Origin of the sequence: Pseudomonas sp. MWU16-30316 (assembly GCF_020515645.1) — a bacterium.
In the GTDB taxonomy this organism is placed as follows: Bacteria; Pseudomonadota; Gammaproteobacteria; order Pseudomonadales; family Pseudomonadaceae; genus Aquipseudomonas; species Aquipseudomonas cerasi.
The window spans coordinates 102,290-123,698 of the sequence record NZ_JAIZAZ010000008.1 but is presented as its reverse complement, the minus strand read 5'-3'; the positions used below and the strand labels follow the sequence as shown (position 1 = coordinate 123,698).

General features: G+C 60.5%; 20 protein-coding genes. 11 read left to right on the top strand and 9 right to left on the bottom strand.

The window, feature by feature from the left end:
* The first annotated feature begins 17 nt into the window (after positions 1-17).
* The gene (locus LCH65_RS22330) at positions 18-851 is read left to right on the top strand and encodes a phosphodiesterase (protein WP_003432597.1); all 834 of its coding nucleotides are present in this window, start codon (positions 18-20) and stop codon (positions 849-851) included.
* Positions 852-1,115: 264 nt separating this feature from the next.
* Here LCH65_RS22330 and LCH65_RS22325 read toward each other — a convergent pair whose 3' ends face one another.
* The 3 genes from LCH65_RS22325 to LCH65_RS22315 all read right to left on the bottom strand — a co-directional run bounded on the left by LCH65_RS22325 (position 1,116) and on the right by LCH65_RS22315 (position 4,751).
* The gene (locus tag LCH65_RS22325; protein ID WP_226439828.1) at positions 1,116-3,032 is read right to left on the bottom strand and encodes a PhoX family phosphatase; all 1,917 of its coding nucleotides are present in this window, start codon (positions 3,030-3,032) and stop codon (positions 1,116-1,118) included.
* An 81-nt stretch (positions 3,033-3,113) separates the two neighbouring features.
* Positions 3,114-3,878 carry a TOBE domain-containing protein gene (locus LCH65_RS22320; RefSeq protein ID WP_003372419.1) on the bottom strand — a complete coding sequence of 255 codons (765 nt, stop codon included), beginning with the start codon at positions 3,876-3,878 and terminating at the stop codon, positions 3,114-3,116.
* A gap of 138 nt (positions 3,879-4,016) precedes the next feature.
* On the bottom strand, positions 4,017-4,751 hold the full coding sequence (locus LCH65_RS22315; RefSeq protein ID WP_058416064.1) for a ComF family protein: 735 nt from the start codon (positions 4,749-4,751) through the stop codon (positions 4,017-4,019).
* Positions 4,752-4,840: 89 nt separating this feature from the next.
* On the opposite strand from LCH65_RS22315, the gene bioB reads away from it, so the two are divergent.
* From bioB to LCH65_RS22265, 10 genes are all read left to right on the top strand, one after another.
* Positions 4,841-5,899 (top strand): biotin synthase BioB, encoded by a 1,059-nt coding sequence (bioB, locus tag LCH65_RS22310; protein ID WP_003372416.1) that lies wholly within the window; start codon positions 4,841-4,843, stop codon positions 5,897-5,899.
* A 64-nt stretch (positions 5,900-5,963) separates the two neighbouring features.
* The gene (bioF, locus tag LCH65_RS22305; RefSeq protein WP_226439805.1) at positions 5,964-7,154 is read left to right on the top strand and encodes an 8-amino-7-oxononanoate synthase; all 1,191 of its coding nucleotides are present in this window, start codon (positions 5,964-5,966) and stop codon (positions 7,152-7,154) included.
* Positions 7,147-7,878 carry an alpha/beta fold hydrolase gene (locus LCH65_RS22300; RefSeq protein ID WP_060708366.1) on the top strand — a complete coding sequence of 244 codons (732 nt, stop codon included), beginning with the start codon at positions 7,147-7,149 and terminating at the stop codon, positions 7,876-7,878. Before bioF ends, LCH65_RS22300 begins: the two co-directional genes overlap by 8 nt.
* Complete coding sequence (bioC, locus tag LCH65_RS22295; RefSeq protein WP_226439804.1) at positions 7,871-8,680, top strand: malonyl-ACP O-methyltransferase BioC; 810 nt, start codon at positions 7,871-7,873, stop codon at positions 8,678-8,680. Before LCH65_RS22300 ends, bioC begins: the two co-directional genes overlap by 8 nt.
* A gap of 25 nt (positions 8,681-8,705) precedes the next feature.
* On the top strand, positions 8,706-9,386 hold the full coding sequence (bioD, locus tag LCH65_RS22290; protein WP_096121215.1) for a dethiobiotin synthase: 681 nt from the start codon (positions 8,706-8,708) through the stop codon (positions 9,384-9,386).
* Positions 9,387-9,538: 152 nt separating this feature from the next.
* On the top strand, positions 9,539-9,835 hold the full coding sequence (locus LCH65_RS22285) for a hypothetical protein (RefSeq protein WP_003316196.1): 297 nt from the start codon (positions 9,539-9,541) through the stop codon (positions 9,833-9,835).
* A gap of 333 nt (positions 9,836-10,168) precedes the next feature.
* Positions 10,169-11,974 (top strand): phenylacyl-CoA dehydrogenase, encoded by a 1,806-nt coding sequence (locus LCH65_RS22280; RefSeq protein ID WP_003432609.1) that lies wholly within the window; start codon positions 10,169-10,171, stop codon positions 11,972-11,974.
* A gap of 377 nt (positions 11,975-12,351) precedes the next feature.
* Entirely contained in the window at positions 12,352-13,650 is a 1,299-nt protein-coding gene (locus LCH65_RS22275; protein WP_044309144.1) for a GGDEF domain-containing protein, read from the top strand.
* 169 nt (positions 13,651-13,819) lie between these two features.
* Positions 13,820-15,598 carry an acyl-CoA dehydrogenase C-terminal domain-containing protein gene (locus tag LCH65_RS22270; protein ID WP_226439803.1) on the top strand — a complete coding sequence of 593 codons (1,779 nt, stop codon included), beginning with the start codon at positions 13,820-13,822 and terminating at the stop codon, positions 15,596-15,598.
* A 403-nt stretch (positions 15,599-16,001) separates the two neighbouring features.
* Entirely contained in the window at positions 16,002-16,163 is a 162-nt protein-coding gene (locus tag LCH65_RS22265) for a YqaE/Pmp3 family membrane protein (RefSeq protein WP_002555565.1), read from the top strand.
* 55 nt (positions 16,164-16,218) lie between these two features.
* Here LCH65_RS22265 and LCH65_RS22260 read toward each other — a convergent pair whose 3' ends face one another.
* From LCH65_RS22260 to pqqA, 6 genes are all read right to left on the bottom strand, one after another.
* Positions 16,219-18,045, bottom strand: a complete 1,827-nt coding sequence (locus LCH65_RS22260; RefSeq protein ID WP_003432614.1) for a S9 family peptidase — start codon at positions 18,043-18,045, stop codon at positions 16,219-16,221.
* The gene (pqqE, locus tag LCH65_RS22255) at positions 18,008-19,177 is read right to left on the bottom strand and encodes a pyrroloquinoline quinone biosynthesis protein PqqE (protein WP_003372397.1); all 1,170 of its coding nucleotides are present in this window, start codon (positions 19,175-19,177) and stop codon (positions 18,008-18,010) included. Before pqqE ends, LCH65_RS22260 begins: the two co-directional genes overlap by 38 nt.
* A complete protein-coding gene (gene pqqD, locus LCH65_RS22250) occupies positions 19,170-19,454 on the bottom strand; it encodes a pyrroloquinoline quinone biosynthesis peptide chaperone PqqD (RefSeq protein ID WP_002555562.1) in 285 nt (94 codons plus the stop codon). Before pqqD ends, pqqE begins: the two co-directional genes overlap by 8 nt.
* Positions 19,451-20,206, bottom strand: coding sequence for a pyrroloquinoline-quinone synthase PqqC (pqqC, locus tag LCH65_RS22245; protein ID WP_226439802.1), 756 nt, complete (start codon positions 20,204-20,206; stop codon positions 19,451-19,453). Before pqqC ends, pqqD begins: the two co-directional genes overlap by 4 nt.
* An 8-nt stretch (positions 20,207-20,214) precedes the next feature.
* The gene (gene pqqB / locus LCH65_RS22240) at positions 20,215-21,126 is read right to left on the bottom strand and encodes a pyrroloquinoline quinone biosynthesis protein PqqB (RefSeq protein ID WP_058416069.1); all 912 of its coding nucleotides are present in this window, start codon (positions 21,124-21,126) and stop codon (positions 20,215-20,217) included.
* An 88-nt stretch (positions 21,127-21,214) separates the two neighbouring features.
* Positions 21,215-21,289 (bottom strand): pyrroloquinoline quinone precursor peptide PqqA, encoded by a 75-nt coding sequence (pqqA, locus tag LCH65_RS22235; protein WP_003422658.1) that lies wholly within the window; start codon positions 21,287-21,289, stop codon positions 21,215-21,217.
* Between the last annotated feature and the right edge of the window lie 120 nt (positions 21,290-21,409).

Below are 21,409 nucleotides of genomic sequence, written 5' to 3'. Positions count from 1 at the left end.
TTCGTAGAGAGATTATTTTGAATCGTCCGTTTCTTATTGCTCAGATCAGTGATCTGCACCTCAAAGCCGACGGGCGCCTGACCTATGGCGTGGTCGATACCCTGGGGGCGCTGCGCCGCGCGGTCGCGCACATCAATGCCAGCAAGCAGCGCCCCGACATCGTGGTGATCAGCGGTGACCTGGTGGACTTCGGTCGCGAGGACGAATACGCCGTGCTCAAGCCCGAACTGGAACGTCTGCAGATGCCGTTCTATCTGGTGCCCGGCAATCATGACGATCGGCACAACCTGCTGGCCGCGTTCGCCGAGCAGGTGTACCTGCCGTTGTCGGCCAGCGGTCCTCTGGACTGGGTCGTTGAGAAATACCCGGTGCGCCTGATCGGCATGGACACGACCATTCCCGGCGAGCATGGCGGGCAACTGGATTATTGTCAGCTGGACTGGCTGCACGCACAGCTGTCCCGTCGTCCTTACGTGCCGACCGTGATTGTCATGCACCATCCGCCGTTCATTACCGGCATAGGGCACATGGACCGCGAATCCTTCGGCAACGCATCGGCGCTGGAGCGCGTGATCGCCCAGCATCCGCAAGTGGAGCGTTTGCTGTGCGGACATTTGCATCGACCGATGCAGCGACGTTTCGGAGGCAGCGTGGCGAGCATCTGCCCGGGCACCTCACACCAGATCGTCCTCGACCTCGACGAAGCCGCGCCTGCGCATTTCAATCTGGAACCGGCAGGTTACGTGCTGCATCGCTGGCATTCGGAACAGGGGTTTGTCAGTCATAACGCCGTGTTCGGCGACTATGAAGGGCCATACCCGTTCTACGATGTGAACGGGTTGATTGATTGATTGCTCATCGCTCCCACGCTCTGCGCCCGGCGTGATACTCAAGTCTTGATGAGCCCGGAAAGCGGGGCTCGACGCGCTGTATCAGGCGGAGTAAAGATCCTTGTGGGAGTGAGCTTGCTCACGAAGACGGTGTATCAGTCGATGCATTTTCGACGATCATACAGCCCTCTTCGCGAACAAGTTCGCTCCCACGGCCTCCGGCCAGAATCAATAGCAGACCTTTATATAACGATGAGCGATCTGCGTCCTCTTCCTGATTGCCGATCAGGCGCCGATAACGCCGCCATCTTCCCGGGTGATGACCATCACCGATGAGCGCGGTTTACCGTTGGGCAAATGCTCGGGGAAGGTAGAGCCACCGTTTTCACCGGGATGCTGGATGCCGATGAACATCGTCCGGTAGTCAGGCGCAAAGCTGATGCCGGTGATTTCGCAACCGATCGGGCCAACCAGAAAACGACGGATCTCGCCGCTGGCCGGGTCGGCACAGAGCATCTGGTTGTTGCCCATGCCAGCGAAGTCACCCTTGTTGCTGGAGTCGCCGTCAGTCTGGATCCACAGCCGACCCGATCGATCGAAACTCAGGCCGTCCGGGCTGTTGAACATGTTCTGCGCGTTGATGTTGCTCGACCCGGCCTGTGGCGTACCGGCATGTACGGTCGGGTTGCCCGCGACCACAAACAGGTCCCACTCGAACGCCATCGCCGACGCATTGTTGCCGCCTTCGCGCCAGCGCAGGATCTGCCCGTACTGGTTCTTGGCGCGTGGATTCGGCCCGCCAACCGGCTGACCTTCGTCGCCGCGCTTGATGTTGTTGGTCAGCGTGCAATAAACCTGGCCATCCTTGGGGCTGACCACGATCCATTCCGGGCGGTCCATGCGCGTGGCCTTGACCACACTGGCGGCCAGCCGTGCATGAATCAACACTTCAGCCTGATTGGCGAAACCGGCAGCGGCATCGAGGCCGTTCTTGCCGTATTTCAGTTCGATCCACTGGCCGTTGCCCTTTGGATGGTCCGGGTTGCCGTTGCCAGCGTCGAATTGCGCCACGTACAGGGTGCCGTGGTCCAGCAGGTCGCGATTGGCTTTCGGGTTCTTGCGATCGATCCGGTCGCGGCTGATGAATTTGTAGATGAACTCGCCACGCTCGTCGTCGCCCATGTACACCACGGCGCGCCCGTCCCTGGTCTGCGTGAAGGCGGCGTTTTCGTGCTTGAAACGCCCGAGTGCCGTGCGCTTGACCGGCGTCGATTTGGGGTCGAACGGATCGATCTCGACCACCCAGCCATGGCGATTGACCTCGTTGGGGTTTTTCGCCACGTCGAAGCGCGGGTCGTGCGGGTGCCAGTTGATCTCTTTACTGGCAGCCACGACGCCATAGCGCTTCATGCCCGCATCGAATGTCTGCTCCGGGTTGCTGCTGCCGAAGCAGTCGGTGAAGTTCTCTTCACAGGTCAGGTACGTGCCCCACGGTGTCTGGCCGCTGGAGCAGTTCTGGAAAGTCCCCAGGACGCGGGTGCCGGTCTTGTCGGCGTCAGTCTTGAGCCATTCGTGACCGGCCGCCGGGCCACTCAGCCTGATCGGCGTATTGCCATGCACACGACGGTTGTAACGCGAGTCCTGCACGAACTGCCATTTGCCGTTTTTCTGCTGTATCTCGATCACTGACACGCCTTCTGCGGCGAGTGCCTTGCGCACTTCTTCAGCCGATTGCGGCTCCTTGCCATGCTCGAAGAGGTAGCGGTAGTTGGTGTATTCGTTGTTGATCGCCAGCAAAGCACGGTCTTTGCGACCCCGCATCGGGAACAGGCACATGCCGTCGTTGTTGTCGCCGAACTGCACCTCCTGAGCCTGGGCGGTACCCTTGCCACTCGGGTCGAACGCCGGACCGCCCGCTCGCAGAGGCTGGCCCCAACTGATCAGTACCGAGGAAGTGTAACCTGCTGGCAGGCTGATGCTGTCGGCGGTGGCAGCAGGAATGCTCTGGAAGCCGAGCAATCTGCCAGACGCCGCGCTGACGCTGTTGGCCAGAGCGGTACGGCTGAGCAGGTTGCCGCCGAGAAACATCGCAGCGCCGCACAATGCGCCCGCGCTGATGAAACCGCGGCGGGTGAGGCCGACCTTGTCGGCGCCGACCAGGTTTTCCAGGTCAGTGGTCTGGTTTTCTTCTAATAGTTTCATCATCACGGCTCCCTCGAATATGGCAGCCACCTTAGTGCGCGCATATGACGAAATTGTGTCGTGGTGATGACCTGCCAGCGCTTACAACGGTATACCCAGCAGTACCAGTGAAGCAGCAAATCTTGCCTGCACCGTGGTGCCGGTTTTCAACTGTTGTGCATGCAGGTGCTCAGGTGTCGCCAGGGCGCACAGCGTCTGGCCGCCGGGGAGTGTGATGCGTACTTCGCTCGGGCCATCTTCAGCGTCGGTCACGCTGTCGATTCGGCCGATCAGACAATTGTTTCCATTTGTTTCTTCGCTGCGGTCTGCGTGCAGTTCCAGCCAGCCGGCCTTGATCAGTGCAACCACCTCCGTGCCGTTTTCCAGTTCCAGACGCAGGGTGCTGTCATGGGTGACCTGTGCTTCGATAAACACCTCGTCCGCCAATTGCAGGCGAACCTGATCGTTATGCCCCTGGCGGGTGATGCTGACGATCCGCCCCAGCAACTGATTGCGTGCGCTGGTACGCAGGGTCAGGCGATTGAGCAGGTCAAGGTCGCTGCTGTCTTCGGCCGCTTCCAGCACCTGGGCCTGCAAGGCCTGGACGCGCTGATAGAGACGCAGCACTCGCTCGCCCTCGACCGACAACTTCGCGCCGCCACCGCCGCGTCCGCCGACACTGCGCTCTACCAGCGGTTTTTGCGCCAGATTGTTCAGCTCGTCGATCGCGTCCCAGGCCGCCTTGTAACTCAGCCCTGCGCTTTTCGCAGCGCGGGTGATCGAGCCCTGTTCGGCAATATGCTGCAACAGCGCAATGCGTTGCGGGCGACGGACCATGTGTTGCGTCAGCAAGGTGGGGAGGGCCATGGAAGTCCGGGGCGGTCGAGTAGGAGTGGGCAGTATGATCGCTCTCGCTCATGGCGTCGAAACCGGACGCGGAGCGTCCTGAAAGGCATTACCACGCTGGAGCATGGGAACGATATTAAACCAGGCGCGTAGGGGCCATTAGTCACCCGGCTTGGGCGTGCGAGCCAGGCAATACACGTCCACCCGCCGCGCACCGGCCTTGTTCAGCAGTCGCGCAATGACCTCTGCCGTCGAACCGGTGGTCAGAACATCATCGACCAGCGCCAAGTGCTTGCCCTGTACCCAATCGGGATCAACCAGGGTAAAGGCGCCGCGCAGGTTGCGCCTGCGGGCTTTCGCGTCCAGGCCCTGTTGCGCGGTTGTCTCCCGGCTGCGTAACACATGCTCTTCGTCGATGGGCAGTTGCAGCTGTTTACCCAGCCAGCCGGCCAGCATTGCCGCCTGATTGTAGCCGCGCTGGCGCAAGCGTTTGTTGGCCAGCGGCACTGGAATGAGGCAGTCGGGGCGCGGCAGGTCTTCCTCGAAACGGTGCTGCAGGTATTGCGCGCACAGTTCTGCCAGCAGTCGTCCCATAGGCCATTTACCGCTATGTTTGAAGCGGGTGATCAGACCGTCGACCGGGAAATCGTACAGCCAGGGCGCGATGACCTGAGCAAAGCCGGGCGTTTGCTTGCAGCATTGCGCGCAGCTCATGCCTGAACGCGGTAACGGCAGCGCACAGCACACGCAGGCGTTGCCCAGCCACGGCAGTTCTGCTTCGCACGGCACGCAAATGGGCGTGGGCACCTCACTGCGTTCATCGCATAACAAACAGGGTTGTTTGTTTTTTAACCAGATGTAAACCTCATGCGGGTAGCTGGGTTGACAGCGCATGGCTCTTCCTTAAATATGCCGACATCCGTGTAGCGCATGGGGTCTTTCCCGCCCTCGCGCATTGCCCAGAAACACCAAGGAGCCGCCCGATGAGCGCCAGCACCACCGCCACTTTGCGTCACGACTGGACTTTAGCCGAGGTCAGGGCGCTGTTTGTACAGCCATTCAATGACCTGCTGTTTCAGGCGCAAACGGTGCATCGCGCTCACTTCGACGCCAACCGCGTGCAAGTCTCCACGCTGCTGTCGATCAAGACCGGCGCCTGCCCGGAAGACTGCAAGTACTGTCCGCAGTCCGGCCACTACAACACCGGTCTCGAGAAAGAAAAGCTGCTGGAAGTGCAGAAGGTGCTTGAAGAAGCCGCGCGTGCCAAGGCCATTGGCTCGACCCGCTTTTGCATGGGCGCGGCCTGGAAGCATCCTTCCGCCAAGGACATGCCTTATGTGCTGGAGATGGTCAAAGGCGTGAAAGCCATGGGCATGGAAACCTGCATGACCCTGGGACGCCTCGATCAGGAACAGACCGAAGCGTTGGCCACTGCCGGGCTGGATTACTACAACCACAACCTCGACACCTCGCCGGAGTTCTACGGCAGCATCATCACCACCCGGACCTACAGCGAGCGCCTGCAAACCCTGGCCTACGTGCGCGATGCCGGGATGAAGATCTGCTCCGGTGGCATTTTGGGCATGGGCGAGTCCCTCGATGACCGCGCGGGGCTGCTGATTCAACTGGCCAACCTGCCTGAGCACCCGGAGTCGGTGCCGATCAACATGCTGGTCAAGGTCGCCGGTACGCCGCTGGAAAACGCCGAAGATGTCGACCCGTTCGATTTCATTCGCATGCTCGCCGTGGCACGGATTCTCATGCCGAAATCCCACGTGCGTCTGTCCGCCGGTCGCGAAGCGATGAACGAGCAAATGCAGGCACTGGCGTTCTTCGCCGGGGCCAACTCGATTTTCTACGGCGACAAGCTGCTGACCACCGCCAACCCGCAGGCCGACAAGGACATGCTGTTGTTCTCGCGTCTGGGCATCAAGCCCGAAGCAGGCGAAGGGCATGCCGACGAAGTGCATCAGGCCGCCATCGAACAGGCGCTGGTCGAGCAGCAAAGCAGCTCGATGTTCTACGACGCTGCCTCTGCCTGATCCGTTGAATGGGCCGGCCTGTTCCGGCCCGTTTTGAATTGTCATCTTCCGGTTCGGGGCCTGCATGTCTTTCGATCTCCGCACGCGCCTCGATGCCCGGCGCGCCGCACACCTCTATCGCCAGCGCCCGCTGCTGCAAAGTCCGCAGGGGCCGCAGGTCATCGTCGACGGCCAGCCGTTACTGGCGTTCTGCAACAACGATTATATGGGGCTGGCCAATCATCCCGAGGTGATCGCCGCCTGGCAGGCAGGTGCCGAGCGCTGGGGCGTGGGAGGCGGGGCTTCGCATCTGGTGATCGGCCACAGCGCGCCGCACCATGAACTGGAAGAAGCGCTGGCCGAGCTGACCGGTCGCCCGCGTGCCCTTTTGTTCTCCAATGGCTACATGGCCAACCTTGGCGCAGTGACAACGTTGGTCGGGCAGGGCGATACGGTTCTGGAGGACCGTCTCAACCACGCCTCGCTACTGGATGCCGGTCTGCTCAGCGGTGCACGGTTTTCGCGCTATCTGCACAACGATGTGAGCAGCCTGGAAGCCCGCCTGGAAAAATCCGTGGGCGATACCCTGGTAGTCACCGACGGGGTGTTCAGCATGGACGGCGACATCGCCGATCTGCCCGCGCTGGCCCGTTCGGCGAGGGCCAAAGGGGCCTGGCTGATGGTGGATGACGCTCACGGCTTCGGCCCCTTGGGTGCCAACGGCGCCGGTATCGTCGAACACTTCGGCCTGAGCATGGATGACGTGCCGGTGCTGGTCGGCACCCTGGGCAAGTCGTTCGGCACTTCCGGAGCGTTCGTGGCCGGCAGTGAGGAGTTGATCGAAACCCTGATCCAGTTCGCCCGGCCCTACATCTACACCACCAGCCAGCCGCCCGCGCTGGCCTGCGCCACCTTGAAAAGCCTGCAGTTGCTGCGTACCGAGCATTGGCGTCGCGAGCATCTGACGCGGCTGATTCAGCAGTTTCGTCGCGGTGCCGAGCAGATCGGGCTGCAACTGATGGACAGCTTTACCCCGATTCAGCCGATCATGATCGGTGATGCCGGTCGGGCGTTGCACCTCTCGCAGTTGCTCCGTGAGCGTGGCCTGCTGGTCACCGCCATTCGCCCGCCTACCGTGCCTGCGGGCAGCGCGCGACTTCGTGTGACCTTGTCTGCCGCGCACAGCGAAGCCGACGTGCAGCTATTATTGAACACTCTGGAGCAGTGCTACCCGCTGCTGGATGCCAGCCAATCCTCGGAGCCTGTTCGTGCGTGATCGTCTGATTCTGTTGCCAGGCTGGGGCCTTGGCGTTTCGCCGCTGGAGCCGCTTGCCGCTGCGCTGCGTGGGCTGGACGAGCACTTGCGGGTTGAAGTCGAGCCATTGCCGGATATCGACAGCTGCGACTTGCCAGACTGGCTCGACGAACTGGACAGCAACCTGCCAGACGACGCCTGGCTGGGCGGCTGGTCATTGGGTGGCATGCTCGCGGCTGAACTGGCGGCGCGGCGCGGCGAAGGTTGTTGCGGATTACTGACGCTGGCCAGCAACGCCTGTTTCGTCACCCAAGGTGCGTGGCCGAACGCAATGCCCGCGCAGGATTTCGAGGCATTTCTGGCTGGCTGTGCCGATGATCCGGACCTGACCCTCAAGCGTTTCAGCCTGTTATGCACGCAAGGCGCAGAAGACCCGCGCGGTCTGGCGCGGCTGCTCAAGGCCGGCGCACCGCACCTGTCGAAAACGGCGTTGATCGACGGCCTGAAAATACTTCGGCAACTCGACACCCGCAGCGCTTTGCAAACCTATCGTGGCCCGCAACTGCACCTGTTTGCCGGGCTGGATGCCTTCGTGCCCGCTGAGGCGGCAAGTGATCTGCTGGCCTTGTTGCCGGATGTCGAAGTGGGGCTCATCGAGCAGGCCAGTCATGCCTTCCTGCTGGAAAACCCTCACGGGGTGGCGGCTGCGATCCATGCCTTTCTGCACGAGCTGGACGATGACTGATCTTTCAATCCCCAAACCACCTTCTGTCTTGCCTGACAAACGTCAGGTCGCCGCATCGTTTTCCCGCGCGGCAGGTAGCTATGACAGCGTTGCCGAACTGCAGCGCAACGTCGGTAATGAGCTGCTCACGTGTTTGCCTGCGCAATGCAATCCGTCTCGCTGGCTGGATCTAGGCAGCGGCACCGGCTATTTCAGCCGGGCGCTGGCGCAGGCTTTCAATGGCAGCGAAGGCATTGCACTGGATATCGCCGAAGGCATGTTGCGTCACGCCCGACCCTTGGGTGGCGCACAGCACTTTGTTGCGGGTGATGCCGAGCACCTGCCGCTGCGTGACCAGAGCTGCGGGCTGATTTTTTCCAGCCTCGCGGTGCAGTGGTGCGCCGATTTCACGGCGGTGCTCAGTGAAGCTCACCGCGTTTTGCAACCAGGCGGCGTATTTGCCTTTGCCAGCCTGTGTGTCGGCACGCTGTACGAGTTGCGCGACAGTTGGCAGGCAGTGGACGGCCGGGTGCATGTGAACCGTTTTCGTCATGAGGATGACTATCGTCAGCTGTGCGCAGCGAGCGGCCTGCAAGTGCGCAGCCTCGATGTTCGCCCGCAGGTTCTGCATTACCCGGACGTGCGCAGCCTGACGCACGAGTTGAAGGCGCTCGGTGCGCACAATCTCAACCCCGGACGACCCAATGGCCTGACCGGGCGCGAGCGAATCATGGGCATGATTCAGGCCTATGAAGGCTTCCGCCAGGACGCCGGACTGCCCGCTACCTATCAAGTGCTGTACGCGGTGCTTGAAAAAAACTGACGGACTGACAGGAAAGACTGCTGAGATGACTGCTGCCTACTTCATCACCGGGACCGATACCGACGCTGGCAAGACCACGGTGGCTGCCGGTTTGCTGCATGCTGCCCGAATGTCCGGTCTGAGCACGGCAGCCGGCAAGCCCGTTGCCTCCGGTTGTTTTGTCACGCCACATGGGCTGCGCAACCCGGATGCTCTGGCGTTGCTGGCCGAGTGTTCTGTCGAGCTGGATTACGCTGAAGTCAACCCGCTGGCTTTCGAACCAGCCATCGCTCCGCACCTGGCAGCACGCGAAACTGGCGTCGCGTTGACCGTCGATTCGGTGCTGCAACCCATGCGGCAGATGCTCGCCAGACAGGCCGATTTCACCCTGATCGAAGGGGCGGGCGGTTGGCGCGTGCCGCTGTCCGGGCAGAGCACATTGTCCGACCTGGCCATTGCTTTGGACCTGCCGGTGATTCTGGTGGTGGGCGTGCGTCTGGGCTGCATCAATCATGCGGTGTTGACTGCCGAAGCGATTGCCCGTGACGGGTTGCGCCTGGCCGGCTGGGTGGCCAACATCGTGGATGCCGACACCTCGCGGCTTGAAGAAAACCTCGCCACGCTGGTCGAGCGTCTGCCTGCACCTTGCCTGGGGCGGGTGCCGCGCTTGAACGAGGCGAGTGCCGAAAATGTGGCGCAGTATCTCGATTTAAAAGTATTGAGCTGACAGGGCCGCTATGTCGCTGACCGGCAAGACAGTTTTGGATTTTCAAGACTCAGGCTATCGTGCGGCCTAGTGCCATTAGTCTGTTTGTCGAGTATTTCCGGGCAAATGCTGCTTCAATGGGCGTGTTCGTTTTTTGAACTGAGGATCGGCTTATGCAAATCACCATGAACAACACCCTCTACCCAGGCCTTAGCGCAATGCAGGTCGGGCAAAGTCGTGTGGATCAGGCGGCCACCCAGATTGCCAGCTCCAATATCGAAGTGTCGGGCAGAAGCCAGTCTTCTGACTTTCAGCTCGAGAACCTGCGCTCGGTTGATCGCAGCCAGCGTTCCGACTTGCCGTCCAACATCGTCGAACTCGAGGCTGGAAAGGATCAGTTTGCAGCCGGACTGGCTGCGCAGAAAGCCAGCAATGAAATGCTCGGCACGCTGATCGACACCTACGCCTGATTTTCGCGTCAATTCCCGCCGTGCCATCTGCGCACGGCGTTGCCCGCTGAATTTCTCCGCATCATTGTCCTGTATCTCACCTGCACCCGGTTTCGCCCTCCACTAGACTTTTGCTTACGTTTCGCTCGCCCCCGCACGACGTACGCCTGCGTGGCTTATGCATGGGCCGTGGACGAATGGTGCGTGCTTCGCTATTGACAAGGTTTGGGCGTAAACGTATGTTTCAAACACCTGTTTGACCGCGAGGCATACGAGATTGTCTGGCGCTTGAGGGTATCTCTCCAGCGACCGCCCGGTCATTCGTTCCAGGATTCATCAGCAGAGGTTATCGCTATGCCTGACTACAAGGCCCCCTTGCGTGATATTCGTTTTGTTCGTGATGAACTGCTCGGCTATGAAGCGCACTATCAGAGTCTGCCAGCCTGTCATGACGCCACTCCGGACATGGTCGACGCCATTCTGGAAGAGGGTGCCAAGTTCTGTGAGCAGGTGCTGGCACCGCTGAACCGTGTGGGCGATACCGAGGGTTGCACCTGGAGCGAGTCGGGCGTGAAGACGCCGACCGGCTTCAAACAGGCTTACAAACAGTTCGTCGAAGGCGGCTGGCCAAGTCTGGCGCATGACGTTGCGCACGGCGGTCAGGGTCTGCCCGAGTCGCTGGGCCTGGCGGTCAGCGAGATGGTCGGTGAGGCGAACTGGTCGTGGGGCATGTACCCTGGCCTGTCGCACGGTGCGATGAACACGATCTCCGAGCACGGCACGCCCGAGCAGCAGGAAGCGTATCTGACCAAGCTGGTGTCCGGCGAATGGACCGGCACCATGTGCCTGACCGAGTCGCATTGCGGTACCGACCTGGGCATGCTGCGCACCAGAGCAGAGCCTCAGGCTGACGGGACCTACAAGGTTACCGGCACCAAGATTTTCATCTCCGCTGGCGAACACGACATGGCCGATAACATCGTCCACATCGTGCTGGCCCGCCTGCCGGACGCACCGGCTGGCACCAAAGGTATTTCGCTGTTCATCGTGCCCAAGTTTCTCTCGGCTGCCGATGGCGGCATCGGTGAGCGCAACGCCGTAAACTGCGGCTCCATCGAGCACAAGATGGGCATCCACGGCAACGCCACCTGCGTGATGAACTTCGATGGCGCTACCGGTTACCTGATCGGGCCGGCGAACAAGGGCCTGAACTGCATGTTCACGTTCATGAACACCGCACGTCTGGGGACTGCACTGCAAGGTCTGGCGCACGCCGAAGTCGCCTTCCAGGGCGGCCTGCAATATGCCCGTGACCGCCTGCAAATGCGTTCGCTGACCGGCCCCAAGGCACCGGAAAAAGCCGCCGACCCTATCATCGTTCACCCTGATGTGCGTCGCATGCTGCTGACCATGAAGGCGTTCGCCGAAGGCACGCGTGCCATGGTGTACTTCACGGCCAAACAGGTCGACATCGTCAAGTACAGCGAAGACCCTGAGCAAAAGAAAGCCGCTGACGCGCTGCTGGCGTTCATGACCCCGATTGCCAAGGCGTTCATGACGGAAGTGGGCTTTGAAGCCGCCAACCACGGCGTGCAGATCTACGGCGGCCACGGCTTCATTGCCGAGTGGGGCATGGAGCAGAACGTTCGCGACAGCCGGATTTCGATGCTGTACGAAGGCACCACCGGTATCCAGGCGCTCGATCTGCTGGGCCGCAAGGTGCTGATGACCCAGGGCGAAGCGCTCAAGGGCTTCACCAAGATCGTTCACAAGTTCTGCCAGAGCAATGAAGGCAACGAAGTCGTTCAGGAGTTTGTGACGCCACTGGCTGCGCTGAACAAGGAGTGGGGCGACCTGACCCTCAAAGTCGGTATGGCGGCGATGAAGGATCGCGAAGAAGTGGGTGCTGCATCGGTGGACTACGTCATGTTCTCCGGCTATGCCTGCCTGGCGTACTTCTGGGCCGACATGGCGCGTGTTGCGGCCGAGAAACTGGCGGCCGGTACGTCTGACGAGGCGTTCTACCGCGCCAAGATCCAGACCGCGCGCTTCTACTTCCAGCGCATCCTGCCGCGCACCCGTACCCACGTGGCGGCCATTCTGTCGGGCGCTGCCAACCTGATGGACATGAAGGAAGAAGATTTCGGCCTGGCTTACTAAGCTTCGCTGGCGTCATGAAAACCGCCTGATCGCTGATCAGGCGGTTTTTTTATGGGTGCGTTTTAGCGCATCGCTGTATTCGAATCCCCGGCGAGACCTGGGAAGGCGTTCAGGCCCCGTGCATAGTCATGATGTTCTCCAGGACACCTCTCGTTCCTCACGCTCCGCGTGGGAATGCAGTTCGTGACGCTCTGTGTCACCCAACGCATGCCGACGCGGCGCATGGGCACAAGAAGCCCGCAATAAACATTTCCCGCTTCCTGCCGTTACAGAAATTAAGTTGTTTGTTGATCCTGCCGATGCATTGTTTGCTGGGGAGGGGCACAATGCCATCAGGTCAGCCAGTCATCCAGATGCCGGGTAGGAGATAACCCCTTTTGTTGCGTCCATCAGCTGCACGCTTGAGTCATTTTCTGCCTTCACTGGGCTTGCTGGTGGCGGGGCTTGCGGCTGCGTACGTAAAGGATCTGAACGTCTTCTTCACCTCGCTGTTCAACGTGCTTCCGACCCTGGTTCTGTTGTTGGGCGGCGCGTACTGCTGTGTTTACCGACGTCAGCGCGAGCTGTTTCTGATGCTCACGGTGTATATCGCCTACTACCTGCTCGATACCCAGACCGATTACTACCGTGACCACGGCAAGGTCCGCGAAGATGCGGCGGTGATCTTTCACCTGGTCTGCCTGCTGCTGCCGCTGCTGTTCGGGCTGTATGCGGCATGGGAGGAGCGAACACATCTGTTCCAGGACATGGTCGCGCGGCTCGCGGTGCTGGTAGCGCTGGGCGGCGTGGCGGTGGGGCTTGAACAAAGTTATCCGGTCGAGCTGCAAGTCTGGCTGGCCGACATCCGCTGGCCTGTCCTGCATGGCGCATGGATGAGCCTGATCCAGTTGTCTTACGCTATGTTTCTGGTGTCATTCGGGGTGCTGATCTGGCAATACCTGGAAAAGCCGCGACCGCTGCATGCGGCGCAGATTGTCGGCCTGCTGGGTTTGTTCTGGGCATTGCCCAAGACCTTCATCCTGCCGTTCACGCTGAACATCCTGTGCAGTCAGGTGATGCTGATGATTGCCGCTGCTGTCGCTCATGAGGCCTATCAGATGGCCTTTCGCGACGAGCTCACCGGGTTGCCTGGGCGTCGGGCGCTCAATGAGCGCATGCAGCGTCTGGGTCGCAACTATGTGCTGGCGATGAGCGACGTGGATCACTTCAAGAAATTCAACGATACCCACGGCCATGATGTGGGAGATCAGGTGCTGCGTCTGGTGGCCAGCAAACTGTCGAAAATCACCAACGGCGGTGGCAAGGCCTATCGTTATGGTGGCGAAGAGTTCGCCATTGTGTTCGCCGCCAAGACTATCGATGAGTGCATGCCGCACCTGGAAGCCATCCGCGAGACCATCGCCAATTACGAGATTCAGCTGCGCAACAAGGACAGTCGCCCTCAGGACGATCAGCAGGGCCGGCAGCGCCGCAGCGGGGCGCAGTCAGGCAGTGTGTCGGTGACGGTGAGTATCGGCGTTGCCGAACGCCAGCCGGAGCATCGCACGCCCGAAGAGGTGCTCAAATGCGCCGACCAGGCGCTGTATGCGGCCAAGGGCGCCGGGCGCAATTGTGTGGTGGCTTACGGGCAGTTGAACCGACGTGGCGCTGTCCGCACAACTGAAGCGGCAACCTGAGCAAGCCCTTACACTTCCCGTGACCTGTTATGACTATTCAGTCATGACACGACCCTATGTCTCTGAAATGTTGTTCGGTTAGACTCGTGGAACTCGACTGCTGATCTGCGTCGCTGGATGCATCGATCGGCTTCCCAAAGCATTTCGATCCGTGTTCACGAGGTTTGCCATGGCTGACTATAAAGCGCCACTGCGCGATATGCGCTTCGTCCTCAATGAAGTCTTCGAGGTTTCAAAGCTCTGGGCTCAACTGCCCGAGCTGGCCGAAACCGTCGACGCTGAAACGGTCGAAGCCATTCTCGAAGAAGCCGGTAAAGTGACCAGCAAGACCATTGCGCCGCTGAGCCGCAACGGTGACGAGGAGGGCTGCCACTGGAAGGACACCGTCGTCACCACACCTGCAGGTTTCCCCGAGGCCTATAAGACCTACGCTGAGGGCGGCTGGGTCGGTGTAGGCGGTAACCCCGAGTTTGGCGGCATGGGCATGCCCAAGGTGGTGTCGGCTCAGGTCGAAGAGATGCTCAACTCTGCCAGCCTGGCGTTCGGTCTGTACGCGATGCTCACGTCCGGCGCCTGCGTATCGATAGACACCCACGCCAGTGAAGCGCTCAAGACCAAATTTCTGCCCAATATGTATTCGGGCGTCTGGGCCGGGTCTATGTGCCTGACCGAGGCCCACGCTGGTACGGATCTGGGCATGATTCGCACCCGCGCCGAACCCCAGGCGGACGGCGCTTACCAGATCACCGGTAGCAAGATTTTCATTACCGGTGGCGAACACGATCTGACCGAAAACATCATCCATCTGGTGCTGGCCAAGTTGCCGGATGCACCGCCTGGCCCCAAAGGCATCTCGCTGTTTCTGGTGCCCAAGTTCATGGTCGCTGACGACGGCAGCATCGGCGAGCGCAACACCGTCAGTTGTGGCTCGATCGAGCACAAGATGGGCATCCAGGCGTCTGCAACGTGTGTGATGAACTTCGACGCCGCCACCGGTTACCTGATCGGTGAGCCGAACAAAGGGCTGGCGGCGATGTTCACGATGATGAACTACGAGCGCCTCGGCGTCGGTATCCAGGGCCTGGCCTCTGGCGTGCGCTCTTATCAGGCCGCCGTCGAGTATGCGCAGGACCGTCTGCAGAGCCGCGCCCCGACCGGTGCGCAGAACAAGGACAAGGCCGCTGACCCGATCATCGTCCATCCTGACGTGCGTCGCATGCTGTTGACCATGAAAGCCTTCAACGAAGGCGGTCGGGCGTTTTCCAGCTACGTGGCTCTACAACTGGATATTGCCAAGTTCAGCGAAGACGATGCCGCGCGCAAGCGTGCCGATGATCTGGTAGCGCTGCTGACGCCCGTCTCCAAGGCGTTCCTGAGTGATATCGGTCTGGAAACCACCGTTCATGGTCAGCAGGTATTCGGCGGCCACGGTTACATCCGCGAGTGGGGCCAGGAGCAACTGGTGCGTGACGTGCGTATCACGCAGATCTACGAAGGCACCAACGGCATTCAGGCGCTGGACCTGGTCGGGCGCAAGATCGTCGGTTCGAATGGCGCTTTCTATCAGCTGTTTTCCGATGAAGTCCGCCAGTTCATCAGCGGCTCGGACAACGCGCTCGGCGAGTTTACTCAGCCGCTGAGCAAAGCCTTGAACATGCTGGATGAGCTGACCGGCTGGGTGCTGGATCGCTCGCGTAACAACCCCAATGAAATCGGCGCAGCCTCTGTGGAATATCTGCATCTGTTCGGTTACACGGCGTATGCCTACATGTGGGCCATGATGGCCAAGGCAGCACTCGGTAAAGAGCAGCAGGAGGAGTTCTACGCAAGCAAGCTGGGTACTGCACGCTTCTACTTCGGACGTCTGCTGCCGCGTATTCATTCGCTGGATGCCTCGGTGCGCGCGGGTAGCGAGTCGCTATACCTGTTGAAGGCGTCACAATTCTGACTTGGAAAAGCCTTGTAAGCATTTGCTTACACTGCGTGGTGCCAATTGACCTCTTCCCAAGAAAGGGATCCAAAGTTAATCTTTGTTCATGGACGTAGCGCAGGACGCGCAACAAGACATAACAGGGACACGTAGGGAAGCCTGCCAGGATGGCGGGGTGAAAGGGAAATCAGGGAAACAGTCTGGAAAGCCCCGCTTCGGCGGGGTTTTCTTTGTTTGCGTTTTGACGATTCTGTTTTCTTTCCGCTCGCAGCACACGATGCTGTGCCCGCAGTGCAACGCTTGTCCTGATCCTCTCCCGAGAAAGAATAATGGCGCGGTGCCAGAGCCGGTTGAACCCTCACCGCCGGCCAGGGTCGATTAGCTGTATGGCCAATCAGAGCCAATCAATCAGGAGCTTTCCATGGACATCATTCGTATCATTTTCGCCATCCTGCTGCCCCCGGTAGGCGTGTTCATGCAAGTAGGCTTTGCTGGCGCTTTTTGGCTGAATATCCTGCTGACCCTGCTGGGTTACATCCCGGGCATCATCCACGCGATCTACATCATCGTCTCGCGTAAGTAACACCTCGTCGCACTCGCTGATCGTTCCCTGATGCGGGAACGATCACACGGCCTGATCAGGCATCCAGCACATCCCGATAGAAACGCCATTCCTTCTCCAGCGCATCTGCCAGGTTGTTCGCCTTGCGGAACCCATGGTGCTCGTCCGCGTAGAAGTGCGCTTCGGTCTTGATTCCGTTGTCTTGCAACGCCTTGAGCATGGACCGGGTCTGTTCCGGAACCACCACGGCATCCAGCTCGCCCTGAAAGAAGATGACCGGCACGCTGATGCTGTCTGCGTGCAACAGGGGCGTACGAGCCTGATAGCGCTCGATGTCCTTGTCGGGATCGCCGATCAGCCAGTCCAGATAATCACCTTCGAATTTATGCGTCGCCCTGGCCAGTGCCACCGGATCGCTGACGCCGTACAGGCTGGCACCCGCGCGGAATACATCGTGGAAGGCCAAGGCGCAGAGCGTGGTGTACCCACCCGCACTGCCGCCGCGAATAAACGCCTGTCGTTCGTCAATCAGGCCGCGCTCGGCCAGATGTTTCACGACTGCACAGGCATCTTCGACGTCCGCCACGCCCCAGGTGAGGTGCAGGCCTTGCCGGTACACCCGACCGTAGCCGCTGCTGCCGCGATAATTGAGGTCTGCCACGGCGAAGCCGCGGTGTGTCCAGTACTGAATGCGTGGGTCCAGCACCGGATAGCAGGCAGAGGTCGGGCCGCCATGGATGAACACCACCAGCGGCGGTTTCTCCGCGCCGGTCATGGCCGGATAGAAGTAACCATGAGCCTCGGCCCCGCCACTGGGGTAACGCAATGTCTGAGGACGGCTGATCTGGTTGGCCGGCAGCGGCGACCCGCCTCCGGCAAGCACCTGAGCACTGCCGTCGTGGCGAGAAATAGCCAGTACCGCCGAGGTGCTTACGGCTGAGGCCGCGATGCAATAGACGAACTCTTCGTCAATGGCGAGGCTGCGAAAGCGGCTGTAACCCGCGCTGAAATCCTCGACGCTGCCGTCGGCCTGACAAAGCCCCAGAACACTTGAACCGTCTTCGAACCAGCTCGCCAGGTAACCATCGTTGATCGGCAGCCAGGTGCAGCTGCCCATTTGCCAGGGCGCGGAGGCATGATCCGCCGGGCGGGCTGAAAGCGGCGCAAACCCGGAAGGTGATTCGCCCCACGGCTGCCAGAAACCTGCACGATCTGTCAGGCAATACAGCCGCCCGTGGGCATCGAAGCGCGGTTGTTGCAGTGACTCTTGCGCGCCGTCGCCTGCGATGCACTGCGCAGTGGCCCAACTGCCATCGTCCTGTTTCGTCGCAGACATCAAGCGGGTGCTGGTCCACGGCTGATGCGGGCGCTGCCATTCGATCCAGGCCAGGCGTCTGCCGTCGGCGCTGACAATCGGCGATGAGTAGAAATCAGCGCCTTCGGCCAGCAACTGGCGCTTGCCGTCAGCCAGCTCGATAGCCACCAGTCGATGCGTGTTGTGGTCTTCTTCAACGGCCAGAATCTGGCCGCCGCTGAAGAACACGCCGCCGTAGCGCTTGTCGCCCTCGGTCAGCGCCACCGGCTCGCTGGCATCCAGTGCCTGTCGATACAGTTGCTGGTCGCGCTCGTTGACGAAGACTACGGCGTCGTCGGCGAGGCAGAACGAGCCACCACCGTATTCATACACCCGACTGCGCACGCTGAAGCCTTGTGGCGTCAGGCAGCGCTTGCTGTTGGCGTACCAGTGCCAGATACGGCTGGCGCCGTCTTCGGGGCGGTATTCGTTCCAGAACAGGCCCGCCGAGCTGACATCCAGTTCGGCGAAGTCGACGCCTGCAGCGACCGCTTGGGCGGCGCTCAGGCGTTCAGGAGGATTTTGCGATGAGTCGTGAGTTTCGGTCATTGCGAAAGGCCAGCTCTTCAATGGTTTGAGTAGCGGTTTCGGACTCGTCACGAGCCTGAGTGATGATCCCGTGGTGATAGGATTTGCTGCACACCGGGTCGGCATTGGCGGCGTCGCCGGTCAGCATGAAGGCCTGGCAGCGACAACCGCCGAAGTCCTTTTCCTTCTCGTCACACGAACGGCAAGGCTCGGGCATCCAGTCGTAACCGCGGAAGCGATTGAAGCCGAACGAGTCGTACCAGATGTGCTGCATGCTGTGATCGCGCACGTTGGGGAACTGGATCGGCATCTGCCGTGCGCCGTGGCAGGGCAGCGCTGTGCCATCCGGTGTCACGGTCAGGAAGATATTGCCCCAGCCGTTCATGCATGCCTTGGGACGCTCTTCGTAATAATCAGGCGTGACGAAAATCAGCTTGCACGGATGATTCTCTGCCTCCAGCCGGACGCGGTATTCATTGGTGACGGCTTCGGCGCGGACCAGTTGATCTTTGGTCGGCAGCAGGCCGAGGCGATTCAGGTGCGCCCAGCCATAGAACTGACAGGTCGCCAGTTCGACGAAATCCGCCTCCAGCGCGAGACACAGCTCGATGATCTTGTCGATGCGGTCGATGTTGTGTCGATGGGTGACAAAATTCAGCACCATCGGGTAGCCGTGCTTTTTGACCGCCTTGGCCATCTCCAGCTTCTGCGCGAAGGCTTTTTTCGAGCCGGCGAGCATGTTGTTGACCTGCTCGTCGCTGGCCTGAAAGCTGATCTGGATGTGGTCCAGGCCTGCTTCCTTGAAGGCGATGATCTTTTCTTCGGTAAGGCCGATGCCCGAGGTGATCAGGTTGGTGTAGAAGCCCAGACGCCGGGCCTCGGCGATCAGCTCGGCGAGGTCCTGGCGCACCAGCGGCTCGCCGCCGGAAAAACCGATCTGCGCCGCCCCCATTTCCCGCGCTTCCTGCATGACCTTGAACCACTGCTCAGTGCTCAGCTCCTGGCCCTGTTTGGCAAAATCCAGCGGGTTGGAGCAATACGGGCACTGCAACGGGCAGCGATAGGTCAGCTCGGCGAGCAGCCACAGGGGCAGCCCGACCTCGGGAGTGGGCGGTATGTACGGGGTGTTGGTGACGGGGGCCAGGTCAGACAAGATCGATCCAGTTTTTCTTTTTGGCGCCTTCCATGAACTCATCGACGTCCATGCCCAGTTCGGGAACATTGGGGAACTGCTGCTGAAGCTCATGAATGATGGCGGTGATGGTGCGCTTGCCATCGATCAGCCCGCCAATCAGGGCCGCGCTGTCATTGAGTTTGATCATGCCTTCAGGGTAAAGCACCACATGCGCCTTTTGCGCAGGCTCGTACTGAAAGCGATAGCCTTGATGCCATTTGGGTGTCAACGCTCGGAACTGCGGATCGTGCTTCATAGCGTAATCCCCTTATGCCAGACCCTTTGGTCTGTGACGCTGTGATACGGCGGGCGGTTCAACTCGTAGGCCATGGACATCGCATCGAGCATGCTCCACAGGATATCGAGTTTGAACTGCAGGATTTCCAGCATACGCTGCTGACCTTCGTACGTAGTGTAGTGCTGTAACGTGATGGCGAGGCCGTGCTCTACATCGCGTCGGGCCTGACCCAGGCGAGTGCGGAAATACTCGTAGCCGGCCTGGTCGATCCACGGGTAGTGCTGCGGCCAGCTGTCCAGGCGCGACTGATGGATCTGCGGTGCGAACAGTTCGGTCAGCGAGCTGCTGGCAGCTTCCTGCCAGTTGGCGCGGCGGGCGAAGTTCACGTAGGCGTCGACGGCAAAACGCACGCCTGGCAGCACCAGTTCCTGCGAGCGCAGTTGGTCCGGGTCGAGCCCGACGGCCTGGCCGAGGCGCAGCCAGGCTTCGATGCCGCCGTCTTCGCCGGGCGCACCGTCATGATCGAGCAGGCGCTGAATCCACTCGCGACGGATCTCGCGATCCGGGCAGTTGGCCAGAATCGCCGCGTCCTTGAGCGGAATGTTCACCTGATAGTAGAAACGGTTGGCGACCCAGCCCTGGATCTGCTCGCGGGTTGCACGACCCTCGTACATCGCCACATGGTACGGGTGATAGATGTGGTAATAGGCACCCTTGGCGCGCAAGGCCTGTTCGAATTCGGCGGGGGACAGCGCAGTCGATTCGCTCATGTCAGCTCCTAAAGCTCGATGCTCATGCCATCGAAGGCCACTTCGACGTTGCGACGAACCAGCTCCGCACGTTCCGGGGAGTCTTCGTCGAGAATCGGGTTGGTGTTGTTGATGTGGATAAGCACTTTGCGCTGCTCGGGAAAGCCTTCGAGGACTTCCAGCATGCCGCCGGGGCCGTTCTGTGCCAGATGGCCCATTTCCCGGCCGGTACGCGTGCCCACGCCACGGCGCTGCATTTCGTCGTCGTCCCACATTGTGCCGTCGACCAGCAGGCAGTCGGCGTCACGCATTTTCTCGGCCAGTGCGTCATCGACCTTGCCCAGGCCCGGGGCATAGAACAGCTTGCCGCCAGTGCGGGTGTCTTCGACCAGCAGGCCGATGTTGTCGCCCGGGTGCGGGTCGAAACGGTGTGGCGAGTAGGGCGGGGCGGCGCTGCGCAGCGGAAAGGGCGTGAAGCGCAGGTTCGGGCAGGCCGGAATCACAAAGCTGCCCTGTAATTCGATGCGGTTCCAGGTCAGGCCGCCGTTCCAGTGCTTGAGCATTTCGAACAGCGGGAAGCCGGTACTCAGGTCCTCATGGACCATGTCGGTACACCACACCTGATGCGGGCAGCCTTCACGCAGGCTGAGCAGGCCGGTGGTGTGGTCGATCTGGCTGTCCATCAACACGATCGCGCTGATGCCGGTGTCGCGCAATGCGCGCCCGGGCTGCATAGGCGCAAAGCCCTGCAATTGCGCGCGAATGTCAGGTGAGGCGTTGCACAGTACCCAGTTGATACCGTCGTCGGACAGCGCAATGGAAGACTGGGTCCGCGCATGGGCACGCAGGCTGCCGTCGCGAAAACCCGCGCAATTGACGCAGTTGCAGTTCCACTGGGGGAATCCACCGCCAGCAGCAGAACCTAGAATCTGGATGTACATGACAGCTCCTGGGACACGCTCTGAAATAAAAAACAGCCACAACCATAAAAAAAGCCCCGGCGAACCGAGGCTTCACAGCGCACTGAAATCAACGGCTTGCGAAGTACATGGTGACTTCAAAACCGATACGCAGATCAGTGTAAGCAGGTTTAGTCCACGACATAAAAATCTCCTCGGATAAGTGCAGCGGTGGGTGACTACATCTTAGTGCATCGCTGGAGGCATACGTTCAGATGCTTAGGGAGCTATGTTACTCATTTTCACAATTCAGCAGGGCTAGAAT